Here is a 23,915-nt window from a genome sequence, read left to right on the forward strand (position 1 = left end):
GGAAGACCCCGCCGACTCTTGTTCAGTGCTTTATTTGTCCTTGTCTCTATCCTTGTCGCTGCCTCTCATCACAATGAGCTTGTATGTTTTAGTGGAGGTATCCTCAGCTGTCACCTGAATATCAATCGTGTTCTCACCCTTTTTCAAGTGAATAACTTCAGGTGCTGCTCCACTTACAACTAATGCACCATTAGCCGTTACCTTTGCTCGGCTGTCTGCAACAGTTGGCGTGACGGTGATCTTACTGGTTCCATTTGACACTGATACCGTGTATGCTGTTACGTTCGCTCCGAATCCCGGACTTAATGTTCCTTCACTAATCGTCAAGCTGCTTAGATTCGCATTGTTTGATAACAGCCGAGTTACTGTCAGTTGATATGTCTTTGCAGAATGATCTTCGGCGGTAATAACAATGTCGATCCTATTTTCGCCCACATTTAGCTGAATGTCACTGGAAACCTCTCCACTTATAACTAATGCTCCGTTCACCGTTATCTTCGCTTGACTGTCTGCTGCCGTTGGATGGATGCTGATTTGAGCTATCTCATTAGACACACTTGACGTATATTCGGTTACAGCTGCATCAAATGCAGGACTTAATGTACCTGTACTTATCGTCAAACTGCTTAACGCGTTGTCGGTCGAAGGCCATATTTCCGTAGCCGTCACACCAGCTGCCTTTTCATAATTGGTTCCAATATTGTTTAAGAAATTCTTACTGACCGTAATATTTGAGCCTGCCTGCAGCTGAATCCCATTCGTATTTCCTGTTAACGTATTCCCTGTAATTTGTACGTTTTGAGGGTCTCCCTGTCCTACACTATTGGCATTTTGGTCACCGTTGTCGTGTTCGAGCAGAATTCCCCAGTAATTGCCCGCTGTATTATTGCGAATTAGATTATTAATAATCCGAGTACCTGGTCCGTTTAAAATGTTGATCCCAACGCCATTATTGACAGTTATCGTGTTTTCAATTGTGTTGTGCTCGATCAATGTATCCGGAGTACCCATCGAAACGACTATGCCTTCACGTGAGTTTCGAATTAGGTTGTCATGAATGTAGTTATTAGGACCCGTTTTACTATGGTTGCTTGGCGCTGTACCGCCTGTATTTCCAAGACCTATGCCCCCGCCGGTAAAAATGTTTTCGATCGTATTGCCGTGAACTTCGTTCAGGTACTCCAGCTCACCATGAAGATCAATAGCATCCAATTTGGTATTGGTATAGAGATTATTTCTCAGAACGTTATTGTGCGCTACATTTTGGATGAGGGAACCATGACGCAAATATGGCCCTTCGAACGTAGAATTTTCCACCACATTCCAATACGTATCATTATCAAAACCAAGCCTATCGACCTTCGGCATTCCTTGAATGGAAGTTCCATAACCTGCTCCGCCGCCACCGAGATCGGTTGCATTGCGGAACGTACTGCCGCGAACTACGACATCATGGCTGTTCTCAATCCGAATCGCCATCCGTCTAAACCTTTCAACAGTAACCTGATCAATGGTCACGTTATAGGACGGATTCTCACCATAGTTCGCTATGGCAATCATACTGTCGGGTCCCCCGGCATCTGGATTATTCGTAGCATGCTCTAAGGAAAATGTACGATTCCAAGTTGAGGTTACTGTCAGGTTCGAAACGATAATATCGTGTTGATTGGATGACTTCAAGACTGAACTATTCTTGACGTCGTCAATACTTGATTTCAATAGCGTGCCAGTTTGGCTTTCTCCTCTTACATTCACTCCGGATTTGAGTTTTATGTTAATAAACCCGTCAGGCGATGTTTTCAAATTATACACACCATTCGGTAAAAAGACTTCATCGCCGAAAGCGGCAGCGTTGATGGCATTTTGAATAGCTATCCGGTCATCTTGTTCATTATCCGCTGGGTCGGCGCCATAATCTACCACATTAATCGTTTTTCCCGTTACAGCGTTAGGTGTATGCATAGGGTGCTCGGAACCATCTGGTTTCGTCAAGCCAGCCTTCGTGAAAGGAACTGTCCCTGGGGGAGCCGTAGGTGTAATATTCGGAACAATGGCAACCGGTGTATCTCCTGATAAAAAAGGTGCGTAAATCATCACTTCCGTTAAGCTGGTAAAGGTGCTGCCATCCGAGTTGCCATGTCCTACAATTCTTAGGAAACGAGCATTGATATCCGGGAAATCAAATGCCTGCATGTTAACCGTACTCGCGCGGCTGCTGCCACTAAACACATTCGACCATGAAATAGCATCATTTGAAGTCTGAATATCTATAAGGGTAGAGCGTTGATCTCCTTTATAAAAAGCTATGCCCACGTACCCGATACTCCTCGTTTGCCCCAAGTCAAACATCACATATTGACCATCACCTGAAGCGGACCAGCGGCTGTATAGATTGTTATCGAGCGTATTGCTCTCTACATTTCCATCGCTGCTGCTAGCATTAACTTCCACAACCTGTAGGGGAGTAACAGGAGAAGTTAACGTTGTCGCGCTGTAGATCAACGGAGTTGTGGAGTAGTTTCCAGCCGCGTCTCCAGCGATGATCTTATAGGTATAACTCGTATTTGGTGTTAATCCTTCGACGTTATAATAAGTACTCCCATAAACGGTAGAAAGAACGGAGTCATTTTGATAGACCAAATAGTTGGTTACTAAGGTATCATCTGTAGCTGCTGGCCAGGTTAATTGGACAAAATCCGTTCCCAGATTGCTTGACTTTAAGACAGCGTTTGATGGCCAAGTAGGCGGTGTATTATCACCTTGTACCACTCGTTTCACCACCAACTGCGGCTTAGGATTGGTTGCCGTCGTTTCTTTGGAATACACATTAACCGATCTGCCTAAGCCTTGTGAATCACCGACAACGAAGGATACTGCACCATCCGATAAATGCTGTCTTACATAATTAGTTACGTCTACCGTATATAGAGCCGGCTTGGATATCGTATTAGGCTGAGTGACCGTGATTTGCCCTAACTTAGCTAATTGAGCCAGATCCGTTTGGGGCGCTGTATTCCAAGTAATTGCTGCTTCCTGCCATGTAATATCGTTCTGAGCGAACACTTGTAAAGCTGTGTCCACGTCATTTGCACCGCTCCCCCGTTTTGCAGATACCTGCAAATAATACTTGTATGCACTGTCCGAAACCGCAGCCACGTTAAATTTATAGTAGGCCTGTCTTTTGACAGTGCTGCTGGACAAGATGTTGTATATACCCGTTGTTGAGCTCGTTTTGGTATCAAAGTTAGTATTGGCAATCGCTGTATTCGTAGTGTCCATAGCGATAGCCGCATCCGCTGTAGGCAGCAAAGCAGCCACATCCACCTCAACATCAGTCGCCTTTCCTGGCGAAGGGATGAGGAATAATGAGAAAACCATTGAAATCATTAACATCATGGCTAACTTTCTTTGAACAAGATGAATTTTCATGTCAACAAGCTCCTTATTCTGTTTAATGTTTGAATATTTATGTAAGCGCATACAGATGCCTTGTGACCCTCATCATACTCTCTTTCAAGCTAATTTTATTGTCATTTATTTAGGTCTTAGAGGGGTATTATTGGGATTTGGCTATCTTAGGCAGCAAGCATCAGGCAGCGATAGGCAAAAAGTGCAGTCTAGCCTCGGACAGCGTGCTCTCAGCAGATGAGAAGTCTTTTTCAGACGTCTTGCTCCACTTTCGCTCCAACTGGGCCTCCGAGACAGCCTTTTCTACCCTCTCAGGCTGCAAACCCGCTAACTTACCTACTCTCAGCGGTTGAGAAGTCTTTTTCAGACGTCTCGCTCCACTTTCGCTCCAACTGGGCCTCCGAGACAGCCTTTTCTACCCTCTCAGGCTGCAAACCCGCTAACTTGCCTACTCTCAGCAACTAAGAAGTCCTTTTCAGACGTCTTGTGCCACTTTCGCTCCATTCGGGCCTCCGAGACAGCCTTTTCTGCCTTCTCAAGCCGCAAACCCGCTAACTTACCTACTCTCGACAGTTGAGAAGTCTTTTTCAAACGTCTCGCTCCACTTTCGCTCCATTCGGGCCTCCGAGACAGCCTTTTCTACCCTCTCAGGCTGCAAACCCGCTAACTTGCCTGCTCTCAGCAGTTGAGAAGTCTTTTTCAGACGTCTCGCTCCACTTTCGTTCCAACCGGGCCTCTGAGATAGCCTTTTCTGCCTTCTCAAGCCCGCAAACCCGCTAACTTACCTACTCTCGACAGTTGGGAAGTCTTTTTCAGACGTCTCGCTCCACCTTCGCTCCATTCGGGCCTCCGAGACTGCCTTTTCTGCCTTCTCAAGCCGCAAACCCACTAACTTACCTACTCTCGACAGTTGAGAAGTCTTTTTCAAACGTCTCGCTCCACTTTCGCACCATCTTCATCCTTGTTTTTCTGTACCTGTCACCCTTCCTCTGAGTCCAGGTACCTGTCCAAGTACACCTAGCTAACTGCTCTAAGTGATATAATACTCTGCGTGTGACCTAATTGGATGGTCCTGGAACAACAGGGTGAGTTATCGAGAAACTAAATTTAAACGTGCAGCAGTTCACTTTTCAATCCAAAGGATGGATTGTCCAAGGCAGCAAAAAAGAAAACCGATCCATGGGGATCGGCATTTGGAAACTTTTTTAACTAATATTCTTTTTTAAACTAATATAAAGGTTTCGGTTGATACACAGGCGGTTGAGGCTGGGTGCATTGCGGGAACGGTAGAATATCTCGAATTTGATTGAATGCATAATGTTTGGTAGCAAATTGGGTGTGATATAAATATTCGATTACGTAAATAGACCCCTCTTGAATACTGCACAGAATACCAGAAACACCAGTCCCGTCCATTAGGGATACACCTACTGGGCTTCCGATCCAGGCATACGCTTTATGCTGTAAGGACATAGGTCATCACCTCCTAAAGTACCTTATGCGGCGAGGCGCCCAAGGGTTCAGTTTACTTCGCGCTTCTCCACCCGCACACGCCCTGAGAAGAACGTAGCACCGCCGCCCATATCGGCTACCCGGTCTGGCGTGAGCGCGTTAACCAATGCTTTGTTCCCCGGCAAATCCGCCCAAAGTCCTTGGCTTACAACCACGCCTCGCAGCACATCCGAGCCAGCCGCTACGACTAATTCGCACTCTCCGCGATCATTCCATACACGGGCAACATCACCACTGACCAAGCCTAATGCGGAAGCATCCGCCTCATTCATATGAAGCTTCGGCATTTTTTCCATTCGGATATGCTTCTCATTATGCGCAAACGTCGAATTCAAGAAGTTATGATTCGGTGCCGGAACGAACAAGAATGGCAGGTCACCTTCATCCACTAGTGGCGTATATGTCGGAAGTGGCGGGAAACCTTTGCTCTCCATCTCATGAGAATAAAGCTCGATCTTCCCGCTTGGTGTCTTTAATTCCCCAGGGAACAAGGGCTTAACATCCGCCTTGATAAACTGTTTTTCCAGTAGTGTTTCGTACGATATGTTATTCAGAGCTGGGTTTCCAGGATGATCCAAAGCCTGGCGAATCAAAGCTTCATCGCTATCCCGCAAAGCTTCATCCTCGTAGCCCATCCCCGCCGCCAACAAACGAAACACATCCACATTCGCTTTGCTTTCTCCATAAGGAGCTGTGACGGGAAGCTGAAGGTGCACATATTGATGCCAATAGGAGCGGTAAAAGTCCGTATTTTCAAAGGAAGACGTTGCTGGAAGCACAATATCCGCGAACTTCGCTGTTTCGGTCAGAAACAGGTCATGAACCACGGTAAACAGCTCCTCCCGCTGAAGTCCCTCCCTCACCTTATTCGCATGAGGAGCAACTAACGCTGGGTTGGAATTGTACACATAAAGCGAACGAATTGGCGGATCGAGCTCCAGCAAGGCGCTCCCGAGCAAATTCATATTAATTTGACGAGCTTCCTTCTCCCGCAAATCAGGTCGCTGTAAAGCCGGAATATTGTGCTCTAAGTAGCTGCCATTTCCTTTAATCGCACCGCCGCCTTTATGCAGCCACTGTCCCGTTAACGCTGGCAGGCAGGCTATGGTCCGCACACACATACCACCGTTATCATGATGCTGAATGCCATTCCCAATTCGAATAAAAGATGGCGAAGTCTGACCGTATAAACGAGCTAAGCGGTAAATGTCTCGGGCAGGTACGCCCGTTATTGTAGATACCACAGAAGGATCATATTGACGCACATGCTCCCTTAGCTCCTCATGCCCAGCGGTATATTGCTGCATAAACGCTTCATCTACCAAATTCTCATCGAACAAGATATGCATGATTCCGAGAGCAAGGGCAGCGTCTGTTCCTGGCAAAATCGGAATAAACCAGTCCGCCCAGCGGCCTGTTTGGTTCTTATGAGCGTCAATCACGATAATTTGCGCACCATTCTTACGGGCTTTCTCAGCCAACATAACCTGATGCATATTCGTGCTCACAGCATTAATGCCCCACATGATAATCAGCTTGGCATGAACCGTATCCTCTGGATCTGTCCCGAAGCTGCCTCCCATTGTATACTTGTAGCCTTCTGTTCCTGCTGATTCGCAGATGGAATAAAGCAGTCGGCTTGCTCCCATCCGATTAAAAAAGCGACGATCCATCCCTTCCGTCCCAATCCGACCCATGTTGCCATAAAAGCTGTAAGGCAAGATAGATTCTGTGCCTTCATCTTCGATTAGTTTTTTCCACCGACTTGTAATGGTTTCGATCGCTTCTTCCCAAGTAATCCTTTCAAACTGACTGCCTTCACCCTTAGGACCCACGCGCTTCATGGGATACTGCAGCCTTTTATCATCATATATACGTGCCGTCATGTTCCGGACTTTATTGCAAATAGCCCCTTGTGTTACCGGGTGATTCGGGTCTCCCTCTATTTTAACGATCTTTCCAGCTTCTTTATGAAGCAGCAGGCCGCATTGATCTGGACAATCCAGTGAGCATACGGCTGGGAAAATACCATTTTGTTCATCACGCATCGTTGTAAGCATTCGGCACTCCTTTCAACACTTCAATTCTTTTTTACTATATACCGAAATGAAGCGAAGCGAAAGCCTCTTTGCAATTAGTACAACTGCTCCACAGCCCAATCCCCTTCCAACGGATCGCAGCTCACTAGAGGCAGCTTTAATGCCTTAATGGCTTGTTGTAAATATTCACCTTTGAAACAAATTTTTTGGGATAATGGAACTGATAGCTGCTGTAGAGCGTTCATATCTTTCGAATAAAAAGCAGCATCCCATCTAACTTTAGCGATTATGCGTGCTGTAATTTCTGGAGGAATTCCTTTGGCTCGGGAAATAAGCTCGGCAGCTGCATGAGGATTATTGCGGATAAACGTATGGACCCGAACATGTGCTTTTAAGTAAGCAACTGCGTCTCCTTCATGATGTCGCGCCCAATTCTCATCCGCAACAATTCCCGTCAAATAATTCTCCCCTATTCCCTCTGGAAAAAGCACCTGACCTACGCCGTGGTATTGAGCCAAGCTAATATACGGCTCCCACATGACACTTCCGGCAAGCTTCCGCTTCACGATCCCCGCCATGCATTCATCCATTTCTTTATGTTCAAAATGATTCTCATGACCTCCAAGCGATTGAAGCAGCTTCGATAAACGATAACCCGCACTCGATTGCGCTGCCGATGAAAGCGGCCATTGACAGATCTCCGAAATATCGTTGATCTCCAGCCCTTTGCGCATAACGAGTGAAATCCCTTGCCCACCGGAGGTTTTGCCGTCAAAGGCCAGTAGAATAGGGCGAAATGCAGGCAGCGTCTGACTCAGTGATTGACTAAGTGCAATCGGATAGTCTCCCAAGGAAGCAATCTGGATGCTGCCCCCAATCAATCCTTGCAGCAGCAACGTTCCATTAGCTGCATCCAACCATTTTACATGCACAGAACGGCTAGGATTGACTAAGATGAGCTCTTCCTCCAACCAGCCAAGCTCTTTCATGATGAGTGCTGTCCACATATGGGCCGTTCCGCTCTGATAACCAACCGTTATCGTCGATAGCTCCTGAGAAGTGACAGTTGTTGCTGCACCTGAGGCAAATGGCGGATTCTGTATGCTAAAAGAGTGAAGACGAACCCACTGCTCCAGTTCATTCTTATCAATTAAGATTTCTTTCCCTATTTTCACAAAAGGCAGCTGCTTTAATTTACGCCATCTGTCAAAGGTGGATCGGCTTACACCAAGCAAATCGATCGCATCATGCAAAGAAATGAGGTTGAATCGCTGGTTGGTCATGGTCATCGCGCCTCCTGCCGGGGTTAAGATGGTCATTCATCGTCATTCATGTTCATGTGTTTCCAATTCATTGACAGTTGGGTGGGCTGAGATTATATTTCATTATAGAAATATATTCATAGTAAGTCTATAGGAATTATGCAATTTACGACCAGACCTCTGGAGATAACTTGGTTAGAAATCAACGAAAGCAAATTATCGTTAGGGGGATATGAACATGACTCATTTTGCTAAAAAAGGCTGCACGACAGCCATCGTATTACTTCTTGCTTCCTCTTTACTATTGACAGCCTGCGGCAAAACAGAAGCGACTGCATCTGCGAGCGGCGGCGCACCTGAAGTCACTGAGCTTCGTTATCAAGGAGGTGTTGGCTCCGTTACTTTTCCAGAATTAGCTGATGATCTGGGGTACTTAGCTCCTTTGAAGCTGAAATTTATCGGCAATACGATTAGTGGTCCTCAAGATATTCAAGCCGTCGTTACGGGGGATACCGACTTTGGCGGAGCTTTTAATGGGGCTATCGTGAAATTGATATCTGCCAAAGCTCCGATTAAGCCAGTTATTGCTTACTATGGTGTCGATGAGAATACGTGGACGGGATATTACGTTTTAGATGGCAGCCCGATCAAATCTGCAAAGGACTTAATTGGCAAAAAGATTGCAGTGAATACACTAGGAGCTCACCATGAATTCGTCATTAAGGAATACTTGCACAGAGCCGGCCTAACGACGGAGGAGATTAAGCAAGTAACGCTAGTTGTCGTACCGCCGGTCACGACGGAACAGACGCTGCGCGCAGAACAAATCGATGTAGCCACACTAGGCGGCGTGCTGCGTGACAAAGCGCTGGAGCGCGGAGGCATTCACCCTTTGTTTAAGGATATCGATCTGTTTGGCACCTTTAGTGCTGGCAGTTACGTGCTGACTGATAAATTCATCAAAGCGAATCCGAATGCCTCGCGTAAATTTGTTGAGGCAACCGCCAAAGCTATTGAGTGGGCTCGCATAACACCGCGGGATGAAGTCGTTGCTCGTTATGAGAAAATCATTAACGCCCGAGGCAGAAAAGAAGATACTTCTACTGTGAAGTTTTGGAAAAGCACCGGTGTTGCCGGTAAAGGCGGCTTGATCTCTGACAAGGAATTCGATACTTGGATCCATTGGCTGGAGAACGAAGGCGTCCTTAAAGAAGGGCAATTGAAGATCAAAGAACTGTACACGAATGAATTCAATCCTTTTGTAAATGAGAAGAAGTAGATGAAGTATCTGGCTTATGAAGCCTGGTTCAGACTTGTGAAACCGTTATGGAGGTGCTGCAAATGACAGCTAAAATAAGCATTCAGCATGTGCAGAAATCGTTTCGAATCCAAAGAAACCTAGGGCATTTGAAAGAAGATTCACAGCCTATTTCCGCCCTAAAGGATATCAATTTGGAGGTGAAGAAGGGCGAGTTCATGGTCATCGTCGGCCCTAGCGGCTGCGGCAAATCAACATTGCTCGACTTACTTGCGGGTTTAACGAAGCCAAGCAGCGGGCAGATTTTGTTAGACGGCAAGGCCATTACAGGACCGAATCTAGATCGCGGTATCGTGTTTCAGCAGTATGCGCTTTTCCCGTGGAAGACGACGCTTGCGAATGTGGAGTTTGGCCTCGAAGCCAAAGGGGTGGGTCGCAAAGAACGCCGCAAAATAGCCCTAGAGTTTATTCATCTAGTTGGGCTTGCCGGCTTCGAAAACCGTTATCCCCATGAGATTTCAGGAGGCATGAAACAGCGGGTTGCGATCGCCAGAAGCTTGGCCTACGATCCCGAAGTGCTGCTGATGGATGAACCCTTCGCTGCGCTTGATGCGCAAACACGTGAAACCCTGCAAAGCGAATTGCTGCGTATTTGGGAGGCTACGAAAAAAACGATTATTTTCATCACGCATGGCATTGAAGAAGCGGTTTACTTAGGCCAGCGTGTCGCTGTAATGACCTCTCGTCCAGGGAGAATCAAGAAAGTCATTGATATCCCTTTTGAATCACGTAGAAGTGAAGAAGATTTGCGATCTCATCCTGACTTCGTCAAGCTGCGCCACGAGGTGTGGGATTTGCTTAAAGACGAAGTAACAAGAGCCCAGCAGCAAGAAATAGCCAAGAGCTTGGATGGCTTTGAGCACAATAAATCTGCGTTAAAAGGGGGCGTGAGTAATGGCTAGTGTGAATGCGGGGAAAGCCCTGGTTCTTCGTGAAAAAGAAAGCTTTGATGTCGCCCTATGGTCCTTAGCGAAGCTCAGAAAACTGTTCAAAAATGCTATTGTCATCGTTGCCTTGCTATTCGTATGGGAAGTGGCGCCTCGTGTAGGTCTCGTTGATCGAACGTTCTTCCCTCCGATTTCCGAAATAGCGGCTGCTTGGTGGCAGTTGCTGCTGGCGGGTGATCTTACCGAGCATACAATAGCCAGCTTATCGCGTTCTTTGAGCGGATTTACGCTGGCAATCCTCATCAGCATCCCTCTTGGCCTCGCCATCGGTTGGTGGAAGCCCGTATCGGAGTATCTCAATCCCTTGCTCGAATTATTGCGAAATACGGCCGCACTTGCCATACTGCCGGTTTTCATTCTTTTGCTCGGTCTGGGTGAAACCTCGAAGATTGCCATCGTGCTGTATGCCTGCACTTTCCCGCTTCTACTGAACACCATTAGCGGCGTCAAAAATGTCGATCCACTTTTGATCAAGTCAGCTCGTTCGATGGGTTTATCGCCAGTCAGCTTATTTCGCAAAGTGATTATCCCCGCTGCAACTCCGACTATTTTCGTAGGCATTCGGCAGGCTGGAGCCGGCTCTATTCTAGTGCTCGTTGCCGCTGAGATGGTCGGTGCGAAGTCCGGTCTCGGTTACTTAATTCAATACACACAGTTCAGCTTTCAAATCACGAATATGTACGCAGGCATTATCTCTATTTCGGTTATTGGTTTAATCATTAATTACCTACTCGTTACGCTGGAGAAGAGATTAACAGGCTGGAAGCAAACCTACAGTGAGTAAAAAAATAAAAGGGTGCGTGAGTGATCATGAGCAAAGAGAAAAGACAACTGCATTTAAATGTATTCATCATGAATACGGGACATCATGAAGCATCATGGAGACATAAGAACACAGAGCCGGAGAATATTACGGATATTCGTTATTTTCAACGGATTGCGCAAATTGCAGAACAGGCTAAATTCGACTCCCTCTTCTTGGCAGATGGATTGGCGGTCAGTCAAAACATTAAGCATGGCGCGTTTGTTGGGCTTGAACCCTTCACTTTGCTTTCTGCCTTAGCCTCGGTAACTGATCATATCGGACTTATCGGCACCGTCTCTACAACGTATAATGAACCCTTTCATGTTGCCCGCAAATTTGCCTCGTTGGATCACATAAGCAAAGGTCGAGCAGGCTGGAATATCGTCACTTCCGGTAGCTCATTTGAGGCTAGCAATTTCAGTAAAGATGACCATTTGGAGCACAGCAAGCGCTATGAACGGGCCAAAGAATTTCTAGACGTAACGACCAGTCTGTGGGACAGCTGGGAAGATGAAGCCCTGATCATTGATCGAGAATCAGGTACCTTCGCAGATCGAAGTAAAGTCCGGGAAATCAATCATGTCGGCGACACCTTCAAAGTACGCGGACCACTAAATATACCAAGGTCTCCACAGGGATATCCTGTGCTTGTTCAAGCCGGTTCTTCCGAATCTGGCAAAGAATTCGCCGCTCAATATGCGGAGGCCATATTCACTGCTCAGCAAACACTTGTAGAGGCCCAACAGTTTTATTCAGATGTAAAATCAAGACTTGCCAAGTATGGCCGATCTCCTGAGCAGTTGAAAATCTTACCGGGCATCTGCCCTATTATCGGTCGAACCGAATCAGAAGCCAAAGAAAAAGAGCAAGAATTAAACGAATTAACCGTTCCGGAATATGGGCTGAATCAGTTGTCCAATATGATGAACATTGATTTATTCTCATATCCGTTGGATGGACCGCTGCCGGAGCTGCCAAGCTTGTCCGACATCAATGGGAATAAAAGCCGCTTCCAGCTGGTCGCTGATTTAGCAAAGCGCGACAATTTAACCATTCGCGGCCTTCTTCATCGTCTCGCAGGCGGACGTGGTCATCGTACGTTTGCTGGTACACCTATCCAAATTGCCGACCAGCTTGAAGAATGGTTCTTACACGGGGGCAGTGACGGCTTTAATGTGATGCCGCCTTATTTACCTGCCGGATTGGAAGAATTCGCACAGTTCGTCATACCGGAGCTGCAGCGAAGAGGATTGTTCCGCACGGAATATTCAGGAACTACCCTGCGGGGACATTTGGGCTTGTCCCGACCTGCTAATCAGTATGCGACTGCTGCCGTTGGAGGCGCATAAATATAATTTAATGGAGGTAATTCGTATGAGTACAAATGAACAAGTTAAGGTAACTCCCGGTCACATTGAGGTGCTTCCGATTGCAGGCAGAATTGGCGCAGAAATAAAAGGGGTGAGCCTTAACGCTGATCTGGATACTCAGACGGTTAAGACGATCCGCGAGGCGTTATTGCAGCATAAAGTCATTTTCATTCGTGATCAGCATCAGCTGGATGACGCGGGACAGGAGGCTTTTGCTCGCCTGCTTGGTGATCCTGTTGCTCATCCGACGGTGCCAATTAAAACCGGCACTGATTACGTTCTTGAACTTGATTCCGCTCATGGCGGGCGGGCCGATTCTTGGCATACTGATGTGACCTTCGTCGATGCTTACCCGCAGGCCTCTGTTCTCCGTGCTGTCGTGGTACCCGCTTCTGGCGGTGACACGGTTTGGGCGAATACCGCTGCCGCTTATGAGCACCTCCCCTCTGAGCTGCGTACCCTTGTTGATCAGCTATGGGCACTGCACAGCAACGACTACGATTATGCCGCGCAGCGTCCTGTAGTCTCTCCCGAGAAAGAGCGTCATCATCGGGAAGTATTTGCTTCCACGGTGTATGAAACCGAGCATCCGATCGTTCGTGTGCATCCCGAGACGGGTGAACGCACCCTTGTGCTTGGCCATTTCGTGAAGAAAATCCTGGGCCTTTCTTCCGCAGATTCTGCCCAACTATTGTCTCTACTTCAGGGGCATATTACTAAGCTTGAAAATACGGTTCGTTGGCGCTGGTCTGCCGGAGATGTCGTGATCTGGGACAATCGCGCAACGCAGCACTATGCGATCAACGATTACGGTGACCAGCATCGGATTGTGCGCCGAGTCACTGTAGACGGCGATATTCCAGTGGGTATCGATGGCCGACAAAGTGTAACACGTATCAAACAGCCATCCGAGTCGTTAACCAAAACGAGTGCTTAAATAAATAACCCACTACAAGGCTAATTGGCCTTGTAGTGGGTCATTTGTTTGCTAATCCAGTATCCCGCCGCCCAATATAAAGCGGTACTGCAAATGCTTTTCAAAAATCTGATCGATCCGAACCCCGCCTGTTTTCTTTGAAGCCGAATGAATGATCTTCCCATCTCCTAAATAAATTCCCATATGACTAATGGGCTTCTGTGAAGCATCCAGCCCTGCATAATCCGCTGCCCGATTGCCTCGAAAACTCGTAAAGAACAATAAATCTCCCCGCCGCGCCTTGCTTATATCACGGTACTTGCGTTTAGACAAGGCATCTACGTAGGCGGCCTGATTTTTGGCATCCCAAGGCAAATCCATCCCGAGTGCATACAAATACACCCAACGTGTGAAATCAGAGCAGTCAAACGAAGAGGGCTCCAATCTGTTAGAACCATATACATAAGGTGTCCCCAGGTAACTGATGGCCGTATCTATCAAGTTCTCTACATAGCTTCCTTGTTTGGGGACGATGGAGGGATTGGGGAATGCCTAAATCAAGGGAAAGCCGTTAGGTAAGAGTGCCTGCTTCGCACTCCCAGTCTCCAAGCTCCTCACCTGGTTGCTTGTATAGAGCTGATCTACCCCCAAATCCCCTATATACAGCTCCGCATCGCTGCTCGTTAAATTCCAGTCCGACATTCTATTATCGGTCTCACGCTCTATGGCAAGGTTCGAATGTTCCTTAATACCCTGCTGCTCAATTTTTGATTTCTGGGAGCATCCGCTAAGTATAGAAAATGTGCTGGCCAGCAACAAACTAAAGACGATTTTCCGCATCATCAAAGTCATCCAATAAACCCCTTGTCATGTGATGCTGTTAGGATGCCAAATTTTTGTAAAAACAAACATGAAAAAAGCCTACAACATGTATCTGATTACAGGGTTCCAACAATTTAACGATAAAAAACAATAAAAACATCGTCTCAGTAGCATCCCTTGTCAGATGGGGTGAATCCAGCGACTCTAAGCATGTTTTTCATTGTTACGGAGTTAATCCACAAAGACCGAAATCCACATTTTCAACACAAAAAAAAACCGCAGGTGAACCTCACCCACAGACTTGATTACTACCGCTGCTTCTTACCCAGATTCAGCTCTTTCATGATTTGTTGGCCTGTCGGTGTCTGAGCTAAGCCACCTTTGGCTGTCTCCCGGTGTTTCTCTGGCATTGCTGTACCTACTTCATACATCACTTGAACGACTTCATCCGAAGGGATGACGGATCTGACACCGGCCAAAGCCATATCGGCTGCTGCCATGGCATTAACCGCCCCAAAACCATTACGGACAATACATGGAATCTCAACCAAACCGCCAACGGGGTCGCATATGAGCCCCAAGGTGTTCTTCAGCGCAAGCCCCACTGCGTGCATCGCCTGTTCAGGCGTACCGCCGCGAAGCTCCACGAGCGCACCTGCTGCCATACCAATGGCGGACCCAACTTCAGCCTGGCATCCACCTTCTGCACCGGAGACGAAGGAGTTGTTGGCGATGACATAACCGATGGCGCCAGCGCTTAACAAGCCATTGACCATATGGTCGTCATCCCATCCAAATCGCTGCTGACTGCTGATGAAAACACCTGGAATAATCCCGCAGGAGCCAGCCGTCGGCGTGGCGATGATTCGTCCCATGGAAGCGTTAACTTCTGAAACGGCGAGTGCATACGCCATCGCTTTGCAGGCTTCTTCGCCTAAAGACGCTTCTGTCGTTGTCATATAGTTCGCAACACGTTGAGCGTCTTTCCCCGTCAACCCGCTTCGGGATGTTGTATCTTCTGTCAATCCCTTTGGCGACGGCTTCTTTCATGATTTGGTAATACGCCCGCATCTTTTCAAAGACATACTCAGGCGATTTACCCGATTCTTGGCTTTGATCAGCAAGCATGACTTCTGCAATGGTTAATCCTTCGGAAGCACATACTTCCGTTAATTGTTTCAATGTCCGGAATCTCATTTATTCGCCTCTTTCTGCGAGGTCCACTTTTTTTATTTCGTATATCATACTTAAATCCTTAAGCTCTTGTATAAGCGAATCCGGAATCGATACATCCGTTTCGATGACTGTCATCGCTTCCCGATCGCGGCCTTTCCGATCCAAATCCATGAAACCAATATTGATTTCGCTGCGCCCCAATATGGCGGTAATATCTGCAATCATCCCTGGACGATCATGATGGGAAATAACTAGCGTAGGATATACCGCAGTAAATTTCACATCAAATTGATTCACATTAACAATCTCAACATTGCCTCCGCCGATCGATGCTCCCGTCATACTCAATTCCCGTGTATCGGATGAAAGAAGGAATCGAACGGTGTTGGGATGATCAGCTTTATCTTTACTTGTAAGGAAGGCAATCTCCACTCCAAGCGCTTCAGCCTCTTCAGCAGCAGTAGGAATACGCGGATCATCGGTTTCATAATCCAGTAGACCGCCAATGAGCGCCAAATCGGTTCCATGTCCCCGGTAGGTATCCGCGAAAGAACCGTATAGTGTGATTTCAACCTTCTTCGGCTGTTCGCCAAGCAGTTGTCTGGCGACACGACCCAGCCGGACCGCTCCTGCGGTATGAGAGCTTGATGGACCGATCATAGATGGTCCGATGATCGAAAACACATCTTTAAAACGCATCATGCAGCTCTCCTAACCTATAGTGTTGTTACCTTTACTCCCATTGTATGAAGCGAATACAATAAAGACAAGTCTTCAATGTGTCCTTATATTCCCACTGCTTCATTCGGTTATTGACCTGCAATTTACCAAAAAGAACGATAATCGTTGGGTCTTTTAAAATGACTTGATGAATTTGATACCAGTCACGGTAATCATGATGTAGGCTCCTTTATATTCAAAGGCTGAGTCTTTCATCATAGTAACATATTCAACAACCTTTATATATGAAAAAGCGATCTCTCCCTCGGAGCGATTCACTAACCGAATTTATGTAACGATTTGGCTGTCCACACTCATTTTGCGAAGATATTGTTTAGGTGTACATCCTTTGAATCGTTTAAACAACTCGTAGAAATGGGCCATATTCTCTATCCCAACAGATTCGGCAATTTCGCCCACACTACGGGTTTCGGTAATGAGCATACGCTCTGCTTTGGAAATACGCTTTTGATTGACGTAATCGGTAAACGATGATCCCATCTTTTTTTTGAAATATTTCGAGAAATAAGAATAACTCATACCGGCGATTTGACTCACCGCTCCCATATCTATTTTCTCTGTCAAATGGTCGTCCACATAAGCTACAAGCGATCGAATGATATCAGCATCGGCATCCACATTGACATGCGTCGTTAGCAACTCCCGGTTGTCATAGCGAAGCAGCAGCAAGAGCAGATGCTTGATATGCATGCTGACTGCGATTTCATAGCCTTTATTTTTCTCCATAACCTCACTATGTGTATCCTTGATGATCATGCCAATTTCCTTCTTCACCTGTTCGTTTTCCCGGAAAATGTAATTCAATTCTTCTAAAGGATGAAATATTTCCAAAAAATGCCTATAATACATCATCATAGCCGGGTCGAAATAAGGCTGAAGATCTATGTGCAGCACGATGTAGACGAGATCCTGGTCGCTGATCTTTCGCCCTCTGTGCAGTTGGGAAGAACCGATAACCACCACATCCCCGGCATTAAGCGAGTAGATGTGATTAGGCGTCTGAATTTCGTGAGTCCCTTCTTCAACCAAAATGAACTCAACCTCTTTATGGTAATGCCAGGGATTCACATCTTTCTGTTCTTTTCCCGACTGTGTAAATCTCCACACCTTCATACATAACGACGCATTTTGATAGGGGATCGGCTCTTACGCATATACGGTAACCAGTAATACGCATATGATATAACTTAGTTAGAAGTAATTATACATCAAAGTGAGGAGTGAGTTTGCATGAAAGTAGCCATTGTCGGTTGCGGGGGGATGGGAAATGTACACGCCCTCAGTTACGTTAACATGCCTGATGTGAAGCTAGTTGGCGTCTGCGATATTGATATCGAGCTAGCCCAAGAACTATCCACGAAATCAGGTGCACCTGCTTTTAATTCCTTTGAAGCCATGCTGGAAGAGACTGATTTCGATGTCGTCAGTGTGACATTGCCAAGCTTCTTACATAAAGAATATACGTTGAAAGCGGCAGAAGCCGGAAAACATGTGATTTGCGAAAAACCGCTCGCGCTTAATTTAGAAGATGCAGAAGCTATGATCCAATGCTGCGAACAAAATGGCGTTCGTCTTTTTGTCGGACACGTTGTTCGTTTTTTTCCCGAATATGTGCAAATGAAACAAGCCATCGATGAGGGGAAGTTAGGCCGAGTCGGCGTAGTTCATGCCAAACGGATAGGCTCACATCCTGGGAATCTCAGACCTTGGTTCTACGAAGCGGATAAAAGCGGCGGCGTCATTGCCGATCTCATGATACACGATATTGACTTTTTACGTTGGGCGGTCGGTGAAGTTAAGTCGGTATATGGCTTGAATCAACGCGTAAATGACATCGACTACGCTCTGGTCACTCTTCTTTTTGAAAATGGAGCAGTTGCCAATCTGGAAGCATTTTGGGGATATCAAGGCCCCTTCCAAACCGCCGTGGAAATTGCGGGCAGCAAAGGCATCATACGCAGCGACAGCCAAAAAAGCAGTTCTCTGCAAATCTGCAAGGCCCCTTCCGATTCAGAAGACAGACGTTTCGCAGAAGTTCCACAAAGCCCAGGATTCTCTAGCCCCTATGACTTGGAGATAGCTCATTTCATTCAATGCATTCGAGATGGAAGCGAATCCATCGTAACGGCTAGTGATGCTTATAAAGCGTTGGAAATTACAATGGCTGCGCTGGAATCGGTACGGACAGGAAAGTCTGTTCAACTGCAGCTGAGCTCAAAGCTCGGGGAGGAGACAGCATGAAGAAATTAAAAGTAGGTATGATCAGTTTTGCGCACGGCCATGCATACTCTTATTTGAATTCGCTCAGGGCCATGTCGAATGTCGAAATCGTTGGTATCGCAGACGAAATCAAAGGCCGAGTTGAGGAAGTAACAACCAATTATGGCTTGCAATATTATGAAAATTATAAGGATTTGCTCGCTACAGATCTTGACGCAGTTGTCATTTGCTCAGAAAATGCCCATCACGCAGAGATAACGATAGCGGCTGCAAGATCCGGTAAACACGTGCTATGCGAAAAGCCGCTTGGCATTTCCGTCTCCGAAATGGAAGCCATGATTTCCGCTTGTAAGGAAAACGGAGTTCAGCTTATGACTGCTTTTCCATGCCGGTATTTGGCTTCGGTTATTAAAGCGAAGGAAGCGGTCGAACAGGGAGAGATCGGCGATATCGTAGCCATTAAGGGTACCAATCGCGGTTCACTTCCTTCAGGTTGGTTCCTCCAATCGGAGTTATCCGGTGGCGGAGCTTTGTTGGACCATACCGTACACGTCATGGACTTGATGAATTGGATTACCAAATCCGAAGTGAAAGAAGTATACGCATATTCAGCCACTTTATTTAACGATAATCTGGATATCGATGATGCTGGTATGATTCATGTCAAGTTCGTAAGTGGGGTGTTTGGCGTCTTAGACACAAGCTGGTCGCGGAACCCGTCATTCCCTACCTGGGGAGATGTGACGATGACGATCATCGGTACGAAAGGCACCATTTCGATTGATGGTTTTGCTCAAAAAAACGAGCTATATAGTATGGAAAATGGAAAGGGCGTATGGAATTTCTGGGGTGACTCCATGGATGATTACTTGATAAGATCATTCGTTCATGCGCTGCTGAATGGCGAACAGGTGCCGATCACCGGCGAAGATGGATTACGTTCAACCGCTGTCGCCTTAGCGGGTTACAAATCCGTGGAACTGGGGCAGCCCGTTTTGTTATAAGGCTTAAATCCGAACAGGCATAGAAACAAGGGAAAGTAAACATAGGCCTTTCTTGATGACATTGCCATCAAGAAAGGCCTATGCACATTTCAAAATACGCTAGAATGCGTACATGAAAAGGTTTTCCGATTATTCTGGAGATCATTATTTCGTCTTTTTCGTTCTCTCATCCAAAGCATTCAATTGATCCACATGATAGTGCATATCCTGTAAGATCTCACTTACTTCACTATTTATCGTCGTTTCAACTTCTTGAATTTCACTCAGATCAATTTGCGCTTGGTGCTGGCTATCCTTGATGTGATTCAGTTCGGTACCTAGCTGCAGCGTGTCATTGGCGATCACTTTAACTCCATCCGATATGGTAAGGATATGGGCTGAGTTTACGGAAATTCGTTCTCTAACCGTATTCATCGTTTCTTCAAACGTAGAGAAAGACGAGAAGCTTTCATTAATTTTCTCATCAATCGCTTGCAGCTGCGCTGTGATGTTACCTGCCGACTCCTCCGTTCCATGAGCCAGTTTGCTCACTTCCTGGGCGACAACGGCGAAGCCTTTGCCATGCTCGCCTGCACGAGCAGCTTCAATGGATGCATTTAGCGCTAGAATTTTGGTTTGTCGGGAAATTTTGGAGATGACCTCACTCATCTCATTAACGACAAGAGTCATACTAATTAATTCATCCATCAATCCGCGTGTCGTTTGAATGTTATGACTAAGTTGTTGATTCAACTGTTGAATATCCATGAATTCATTGGATGTTGTGTTCAGCTGATGACTATACTGGTTTAATTCCTCAGACTTTTTCTCATAATCGCTCACAAACTCCTCTAATTGCTCATAATTACCTAGAGAAGCTTTCTTAAGTCCTTCAATATTATGTAAATTGTTCTCTATACTCTTCGTCACATAGGCAGCAGAAGTATTCACGTGTTGAAGGGCGGATTTCATATTCGCTAAGAAAACTGGAAGCTCCTCTTGAATCGAGTTATCTTGATCAGAGACAATAGAAAGGGTATCAATCACTTCTAAAATTTCCTTCGCAGTTGGTCGGTCCGCTTGGTTCTCACCAATATAGGAATAGCGAATGGTTTGATGCTCATCAATAATATAAGTGCTTGGAATCGCAATTCGGAATGAGTCCCATTTAATTGGTGTGAAAACCTCATAAGACTTTATGACTTCTCTCGTTTCGTCCGAAAGAATGGGGAATTTGATGCCGTTGGCGTTCACATAATCTTTGATGTTGGCTAGCTTTTGTCCAGCGATTGCAATGAGATTGATGCCCTTTTCCAAAAAACGTTCATAATACTCATTTAACTCTGGCATCTGTTTCTGGCAATTATGGCACCATGTTCCACGCAAGAAAATAATAACTAGCGGCTTGCCCTTGAAATCTTCCAGTCCTTTAATACCTTGTGTAGAATCTAGTCGAAATGATGCTGCCTTTTTCCCTATTGATAAACCTTTTTTAGCCATGCTGCCACCCCAATTTAACATGATATTCGTAAATAGCTTCCTTCAGTCTAGCTGAAAACCAGTGGAAATGCTACATTATTTCGGATAAAAAGTTTATATATTCGACAAAAAATGACCCACTTATAGGCCAACAGCCTTAGCGGGTCATTTTCTCGTTCTATCAGTAGATTCCCTCTTTGAATTGGATATTCTCGCTGTGTCAATACATCCGTTAGATTATCGTTTGGTTATCAGGCCAGTGGCGTTTGCACGCCTCCACCCTATCGGCCAGATACGAGTTTGGATCTGCAATCGTCATATTATCATACTCATTTCTGATGGATAAGCCGCACATCACCCGAAATGCCCCATTTGACGAAATGCGACTCTATCACCTTGGTTAGCTCTGGAGCATCCGCGCGATCTGCAAAATTTTTGATTCCTTTATATTGGTCAGGACTAGTCAAGTATCGATCTCCGTCGATGTGGCGATGCGGGCCATACATGTTGAATGTGCTGGGATAAAGATTAACCTTTAGTTCGTAAGAACCTGCAGTCAGCCCCTTCGGAATCGGAACTTGAAAGTCTGGTCCCCAGCACCATCCCAGCTCTTCACCCGCCAACCAAACATGCGCTGCAGCGGCCTTAACATCAGTTAACTGCAAGGTCGTGATGCCTTTTTCATCCATCTGAATCGTTTTGCTCACGGTGATCGGTAAGCCAGCAAACGGAAAACCGGCTGAAATGAGGTTAGCCCCGTCAATAGATGCGGGCATGGGAACTAGCTTAAATGCTCCCTTCAGCATCCACTGATGTTCATCCTTTTCCACCGGCTCATCTTGACTGATTACTGCAAATTGGCCGCGCAGAAAAGCAATTGGACAACCTTCCCCTCCCTCTAGCGGAGAAACCCCAATGGTAAGCTTGCTTGCTATGGCAAAAACAATCTCTGGCACATTGACTTCAAAACCGCCATGCTGAGGAACGATCGTAAGCATTTGTCCGTTAATCCGAACCTCCTGCACCAGATCGCGTAAAAAGAGCGACATACCGCTGATCTTCACCGGCTGTTCCAAGGACAATTCTGCCGTTAATTTACCATCTAGCTGATCTTGAAACTCTACATAGATTTGATTTCTCAGTGGTGGTTGAACCATCCAAGGTGTCTGCAGCGGACGAGAACCTTCCTTTTCGCTCGACACCTCAGGTACTCTACTACTTGGCAACAGCTCTTGCCAGTTGTCCGAACCATAAATAAGGATGCCTGCTGAGCGCAGCTTATCCTCCATCCCCGTATCGTTCCTCTGCAGCCATCAGCCACTAGCACATGATCATAGTCACGCTTCCCGATCCGTAGAGTGCCATTCATGAGGATACCATCTTCCTCGATCACCCGCTCCTCGGATAATTCGTAATGAATCCCAGACGCATAACAAGCTTCCACTAGCGCCAGCAGCTTCTCATTGATGATACCGGAGGCTGATCTCGGAATGTTGGAGCCATCGTGTTCATTCATTTGCATTGTGTCTTTTGGGTCGAAAGTTGCCATAATGCCGCGAGTTGGCGTAACGATCAAGACATCTGGTTTCGCCTTCAAATCAGGCAGCAACGCTGCTTGATCTTGGAGCGATGCCAGCAGCGCTGGAAAGGCATCTTTCCACGTAACATGGCTGGGCATAGACGGCGGCCAGTCTTGAATGGCTTTCGTATTCAGCTTTAGTTGATTTAAATGAAGCACGAATTGCTCAATACCGTGACTCGCCAGCCACATGACATAATTCGTGAAGGATTCAGGGGAAACACCCCAACCGCTACCGCCCATGGCTTCAACGAGAGAAGCACTCCGTCCCTGCTGCATAGCAACAGAGTGAACGATCCGTGGATAGTAATTGTTCCCTGGGTAACGCTCCAAAGCATCGATGGCCGGCGTTTCAACCGCTTTTAGCACCTGAAAGCAAGAGCCACTATAAGAGAGCTGAAAGAATGGACTTTCCTCCGCTTTAAGATGAGCTGTAAATTTCTTGCCATAGGTTTCGCACCAATCTGCCACTGGATGATAGAAACCTGCAAGGATCGCGTCTGTCAACAGCTCCCAGTAGCGGACACGGAAGCGCTCATAGCCTTCTCCTTCGATAAACAGAAGCGACAATAAAGGAAGCAGCGCTTCCCCGTATTTCGCTTCATATTGCTGCGCGAACCGATCATCCCAAGGAATTGCGCCTGTTTTGACCGTGATGCCATGCCCATCGAGAAATGCAACCTCGTCAGAGAAGAAGCCAGTCACATAGTCGAACGCTTCAGCGGATAACCCTTTGCGATAACCATCATAAGTGATATCAATAAATGTGTACGTGGCTACCGGATCTAAGGAGGAGACCGCCAATTTCGAGCCAAACGCGATTCGGCCTCCATGCTCGTCCTGATCTGAAACCCATTCGACCCAATTACATGTTGAATTCGGAAGTCTCTTCATGACTTCACCGCCTGCCGTACCGGAAGGCCAACCATTTTCATCATAAATCCAGAAGATCATCCCCGTAGTCTTCGCGTAGATAATTAAGTCAGATATGATGTTCAAATACGATTCACTCATATAAACGGGCGTATTCGGATAAAATCTCGGATGAAAAATGACGCCCTCTACTCCTGCAAGACGAAGCTCATCGAGCCCAGCTTTCAGTTCTTCCAGATTTAGAGCGTCATTGATCGACCAAAGACTAAGAAATGATAATCGATTTCGCATAATCATTCACACCTTTACCCGACAAGGGGCTTTATTGTTAATTTTGGATAGGAAACTGGAAACTCTAAATTCCGGTTGAAAAGTTGTTCAGCGGCCGAGGCTAAGCTAGAAGTAGGAAAAGTAGAAGTAGATGGGTGTCAGCGTCAGAGGATGTCGAAGTTGTATTTTCTGCAA

Annotated in this window: 19 protein-coding genes and 1 pseudogene; 7 read left to right on the plus strand and 13 right to left on the minus strand. The window is 46.4% G+C overall.

Annotated features, from left to right (window positions below):
• Positions 1-30: 30 nt before the first annotated feature.
• The 5 genes from QFZ81_RS28475 to QFZ81_RS28495 all read right to left on the minus strand — a co-directional run bounded on the left by QFZ81_RS28475 (position 31) and on the right by QFZ81_RS28495 (position 8,242).
• Positions 31-3,429, minus strand: coding sequence for a cadherin-like beta sandwich domain-containing protein (locus QFZ81_RS28475; RefSeq protein WP_307605536.1), 3,399 nt, complete (start codon positions 3,427-3,429; stop codon positions 31-33).
• Positions 3,430-3,831: 402 nt separating this feature from the next.
• On the minus strand, positions 3,832-3,999 hold the full coding sequence (locus tag QFZ81_RS28480) for a hypothetical protein (RefSeq protein ID WP_307439145.1): 168 nt from the start codon (positions 3,997-3,999) through the stop codon (positions 3,832-3,834).
• A 636-nt stretch (positions 4,000-4,635) separates the two neighbouring features.
• Complete coding sequence (locus QFZ81_RS28485) at positions 4,636-4,881, minus strand: hypothetical protein (protein ID WP_307439143.1); 246 nt, start codon at positions 4,879-4,881, stop codon at positions 4,636-4,638.
• Between the two features lie 47 nt (positions 4,882-4,928).
• Positions 4,929-6,980, minus strand: coding sequence for a molybdopterin oxidoreductase family protein (locus tag QFZ81_RS28490; RefSeq protein WP_307605538.1), 2,052 nt, complete (start codon positions 6,978-6,980; stop codon positions 4,929-4,931).
• Between the two features lie 74 nt (positions 6,981-7,054).
• Positions 7,055-8,242, minus strand: a complete 1,188-nt coding sequence (locus QFZ81_RS28495; RefSeq protein ID WP_307605539.1) for a helix-turn-helix domain-containing protein — start codon at positions 8,240-8,242, stop codon at positions 7,055-7,057.
• Between the two features lie 217 nt (positions 8,243-8,459).
• Between QFZ81_RS28495 and QFZ81_RS28500 the strand changes: the two genes are divergently transcribed.
• From QFZ81_RS28500 to QFZ81_RS28520, 5 genes are all read left to right on the plus strand, one after another.
• Positions 8,460-9,500, plus strand: coding sequence for an ABC transporter substrate-binding protein (locus tag QFZ81_RS28500; protein ID WP_307605540.1), 1,041 nt, complete (start codon positions 8,460-8,462; stop codon positions 9,498-9,500).
• 62 nt (positions 9,501-9,562) lie between these two features.
• Positions 9,563-10,441: an ABC transporter ATP-binding protein gene (locus tag QFZ81_RS28505; RefSeq protein WP_307439134.1), complete on the plus strand. Its 879-nt coding sequence runs from the start codon at positions 9,563-9,565 to the stop codon at positions 10,439-10,441.
• Positions 10,434-11,270 carry an ABC transporter permease gene (locus QFZ81_RS28510; protein ID WP_307439133.1) on the plus strand — a complete coding sequence of 279 codons (837 nt, stop codon included), beginning with the start codon at positions 10,434-10,436 and terminating at the stop codon, positions 11,268-11,270. Before QFZ81_RS28505 ends, QFZ81_RS28510 begins: the two co-directional genes overlap by 8 nt.
• Positions 11,271-11,296: 26 nt before the next feature.
• The gene (locus QFZ81_RS28515; RefSeq protein ID WP_307439131.1) at positions 11,297-12,640 is read left to right on the plus strand and encodes an LLM class flavin-dependent oxidoreductase; all 1,344 of its coding nucleotides are present in this window, start codon (positions 11,297-11,299) and stop codon (positions 12,638-12,640) included.
• A 25-nt stretch (positions 12,641-12,665) separates the two neighbouring features.
• Positions 12,666-13,598 carry a TauD/TfdA dioxygenase family protein gene (locus QFZ81_RS28520; RefSeq protein ID WP_307605541.1) on the plus strand — a complete coding sequence of 311 codons (933 nt, stop codon included), beginning with the start codon at positions 12,666-12,668 and terminating at the stop codon, positions 13,596-13,598.
• Positions 13,599-13,649: 51 nt separating this feature from the next.
• Here QFZ81_RS28520 and QFZ81_RS28525 read toward each other — a convergent pair whose 3' ends face one another.
• The 5 genes and pseudogenes from QFZ81_RS28525 to QFZ81_RS28545 form a co-directional block, all read right to left on the minus strand.
• Positions 13,650-14,078: a C40 family peptidase gene (locus QFZ81_RS28525; protein WP_307605542.1), complete on the minus strand. Its 429-nt coding sequence runs from the start codon at positions 14,076-14,078 to the stop codon at positions 13,650-13,652.
• A gap of 51 nt (positions 14,079-14,129) precedes the next feature.
• On the minus strand, positions 14,130-14,429 hold the full coding sequence (locus QFZ81_RS28530; protein WP_307605543.1) for a hypothetical protein: 300 nt from the start codon (positions 14,427-14,429) through the stop codon (positions 14,130-14,132).
• Positions 14,430-14,707: 278 nt separating this feature from the next.
• A pseudogene (gene sdaAA, locus QFZ81_RS28535) lies at positions 14,708-15,596 on the minus strand (L-serine ammonia-lyase, iron-sulfur-dependent, subunit alpha).
• Entirely contained in the window at positions 15,597-16,274 is a 678-nt protein-coding gene (gene sdaAB / locus QFZ81_RS28540) for an L-serine ammonia-lyase, iron-sulfur-dependent subunit beta (protein ID WP_307449393.1), read from the minus strand.
• Positions 16,275-16,583: 309 nt separating this feature from the next.
• Positions 16,584-17,429: a helix-turn-helix domain-containing protein gene (locus QFZ81_RS28545; RefSeq protein WP_307605544.1), complete on the minus strand. Its 846-nt coding sequence runs from the start codon at positions 17,427-17,429 to the stop codon at positions 16,584-16,586.
• 117 nt (positions 17,430-17,546) lie between these two features.
• On the opposite strand from QFZ81_RS28545, the gene QFZ81_RS28550 reads away from it, so the two are divergent.
• Both QFZ81_RS28550 and QFZ81_RS28555 read left to right on the plus strand, forming a co-directional pair.
• Positions 17,547-18,557: a Gfo/Idh/MocA family protein gene (locus tag QFZ81_RS28550; protein WP_307605545.1), complete on the plus strand. Its 1,011-nt coding sequence runs from the start codon at positions 17,547-17,549 to the stop codon at positions 18,555-18,557.
• On the plus strand, positions 18,554-19,540 hold the full coding sequence (locus QFZ81_RS28555) for a Gfo/Idh/MocA family protein (RefSeq protein ID WP_307605546.1): 987 nt from the start codon (positions 18,554-18,556) through the stop codon (positions 19,538-19,540). Before QFZ81_RS28550 ends, QFZ81_RS28555 begins: the two co-directional genes overlap by 4 nt.
• A 144-nt stretch (positions 19,541-19,684) precedes the next feature.
• Here QFZ81_RS28555 and QFZ81_RS28560 read toward each other — a convergent pair whose 3' ends face one another.
• The 3 genes from QFZ81_RS28560 to QFZ81_RS28570 all read right to left on the minus strand — a co-directional run bounded on the left by QFZ81_RS28560 (position 19,685) and on the right by QFZ81_RS28570 (position 23,741).
• Entirely contained in the window at positions 19,685-21,019 is a 1,335-nt protein-coding gene (locus tag QFZ81_RS28560) for a redoxin domain-containing protein (RefSeq protein ID WP_307605547.1), read from the minus strand.
• 308 nt (positions 21,020-21,327) lie between these two features.
• Positions 21,328-22,155, minus strand: a complete 828-nt coding sequence (locus QFZ81_RS28565) for a hypothetical protein (protein WP_307605548.1) — start codon at positions 22,153-22,155, stop codon at positions 21,328-21,330.
• A complete protein-coding gene (locus QFZ81_RS28570) occupies positions 22,137-23,741 on the minus strand; it encodes a hypothetical protein (RefSeq protein ID WP_307605549.1) in 1,605 nt (534 codons plus the stop codon). Before QFZ81_RS28570 ends, QFZ81_RS28565 begins: the two co-directional genes overlap by 19 nt.
• Between the last annotated feature and the right edge of the window lie 174 nt (positions 23,742-23,915).

Source organism: Paenibacillus sp. V4I9, from assembly GCF_030817295.1.
Classification (GTDB): domain Bacteria; phylum Bacillota; class Bacilli; order Paenibacillales; family NBRC-103111; genus Paenibacillus_E.

Bases quoted from the DNA above. Each gene is read 5' to 3' on its own strand.
- QFZ81_RS28475 (WP_307605536.1), bottom strand. From the start codon at position 3,429: ATGAAAATTCATCTTGTTCAAAGAAAGTTAGCCATGATGTTAATGATT.
- QFZ81_RS28485 (WP_307439143.1), bottom strand. From the start codon at position 4,881: ATGTCCTTACAGCATAAAGCGTATGCCTGGATCGGAAGCCCAGTAGGT.
- QFZ81_RS28490 (WP_307605538.1), bottom strand. From the start codon at position 6,980: ATGCTTACAACGATGCGTGATGAACAAAATGGTATTTTCCCAGCCGTA.
- QFZ81_RS28495 (WP_307605539.1), bottom strand. From the start codon at position 8,242: ATGACCAACCAGCGATTCAACCTCATTTCTTTGCATGATGCGATCGAT.
- QFZ81_RS28500 (WP_307605540.1), top strand. From the start codon at position 8,460: ATGACTCATTTTGCTAAAAAAGGCTGCACGACAGCCATCGTATTACTT.
- QFZ81_RS28505 (WP_307439134.1), top strand. From the start codon at position 9,563: ATGACAGCTAAAATAAGCATTCAGCATGTGCAGAAATCGTTTCGAATC.
- QFZ81_RS28510 (WP_307439133.1), top strand. From the start codon at position 10,434: ATGGCTAGTGTGAATGCGGGGAAAGCCCTGGTTCTTCGTGAAAAAGAA.
- QFZ81_RS28515 (WP_307439131.1), top strand. From the start codon at position 11,297: ATGAGCAAAGAGAAAAGACAACTGCATTTAAATGTATTCATCATGAAT.
- QFZ81_RS28520 (WP_307605541.1), top strand. From the start codon at position 12,666: ATGAGTACAAATGAACAAGTTAAGGTAACTCCCGGTCACATTGAGGTG.
- QFZ81_RS28530 (WP_307605543.1), bottom strand. From the start codon at position 14,429: ATGACTTTGATGATGCGGAAAATCGTCTTTAGTTTGTTGCTGGCCAGC.
- sdaAB (WP_307449393.1), bottom strand. From the start codon at position 16,274: ATGCGTTTTAAAGATGTGTTTTCGATCATCGGACCATCTATGATCGGT.
- QFZ81_RS28545 (WP_307605544.1), bottom strand. From the start codon at position 17,429: ATGAAGGTGTGGAGATTTACACAGTCGGGAAAAGAACAGAAAGATGTG.
- QFZ81_RS28550 (WP_307605545.1), top strand. From the start codon at position 17,547: ATGAAAGTAGCCATTGTCGGTTGCGGGGGGATGGGAAATGTACACGCC.
- QFZ81_RS28555 (WP_307605546.1), top strand. From the start codon at position 18,554: ATGAAGAAATTAAAAGTAGGTATGATCAGTTTTGCGCACGGCCATGCA.
- QFZ81_RS28560 (WP_307605547.1), bottom strand. From the start codon at position 21,019: ATGGCTAAAAAAGGTTTATCAATAGGGAAAAAGGCAGCATCATTTCGA.
- QFZ81_RS28565 (WP_307605548.1), bottom strand. From the start codon at position 22,155: ATGGTTCAACCACCACTGAGAAATCAAATCTATGTAGAGTTTCAAGAT.
- QFZ81_RS28570 (WP_307605549.1), bottom strand. From the start codon at position 23,741: ATGCGAAATCGATTATCATTTCTTAGTCTTTGGTCGATCAATGACGCT.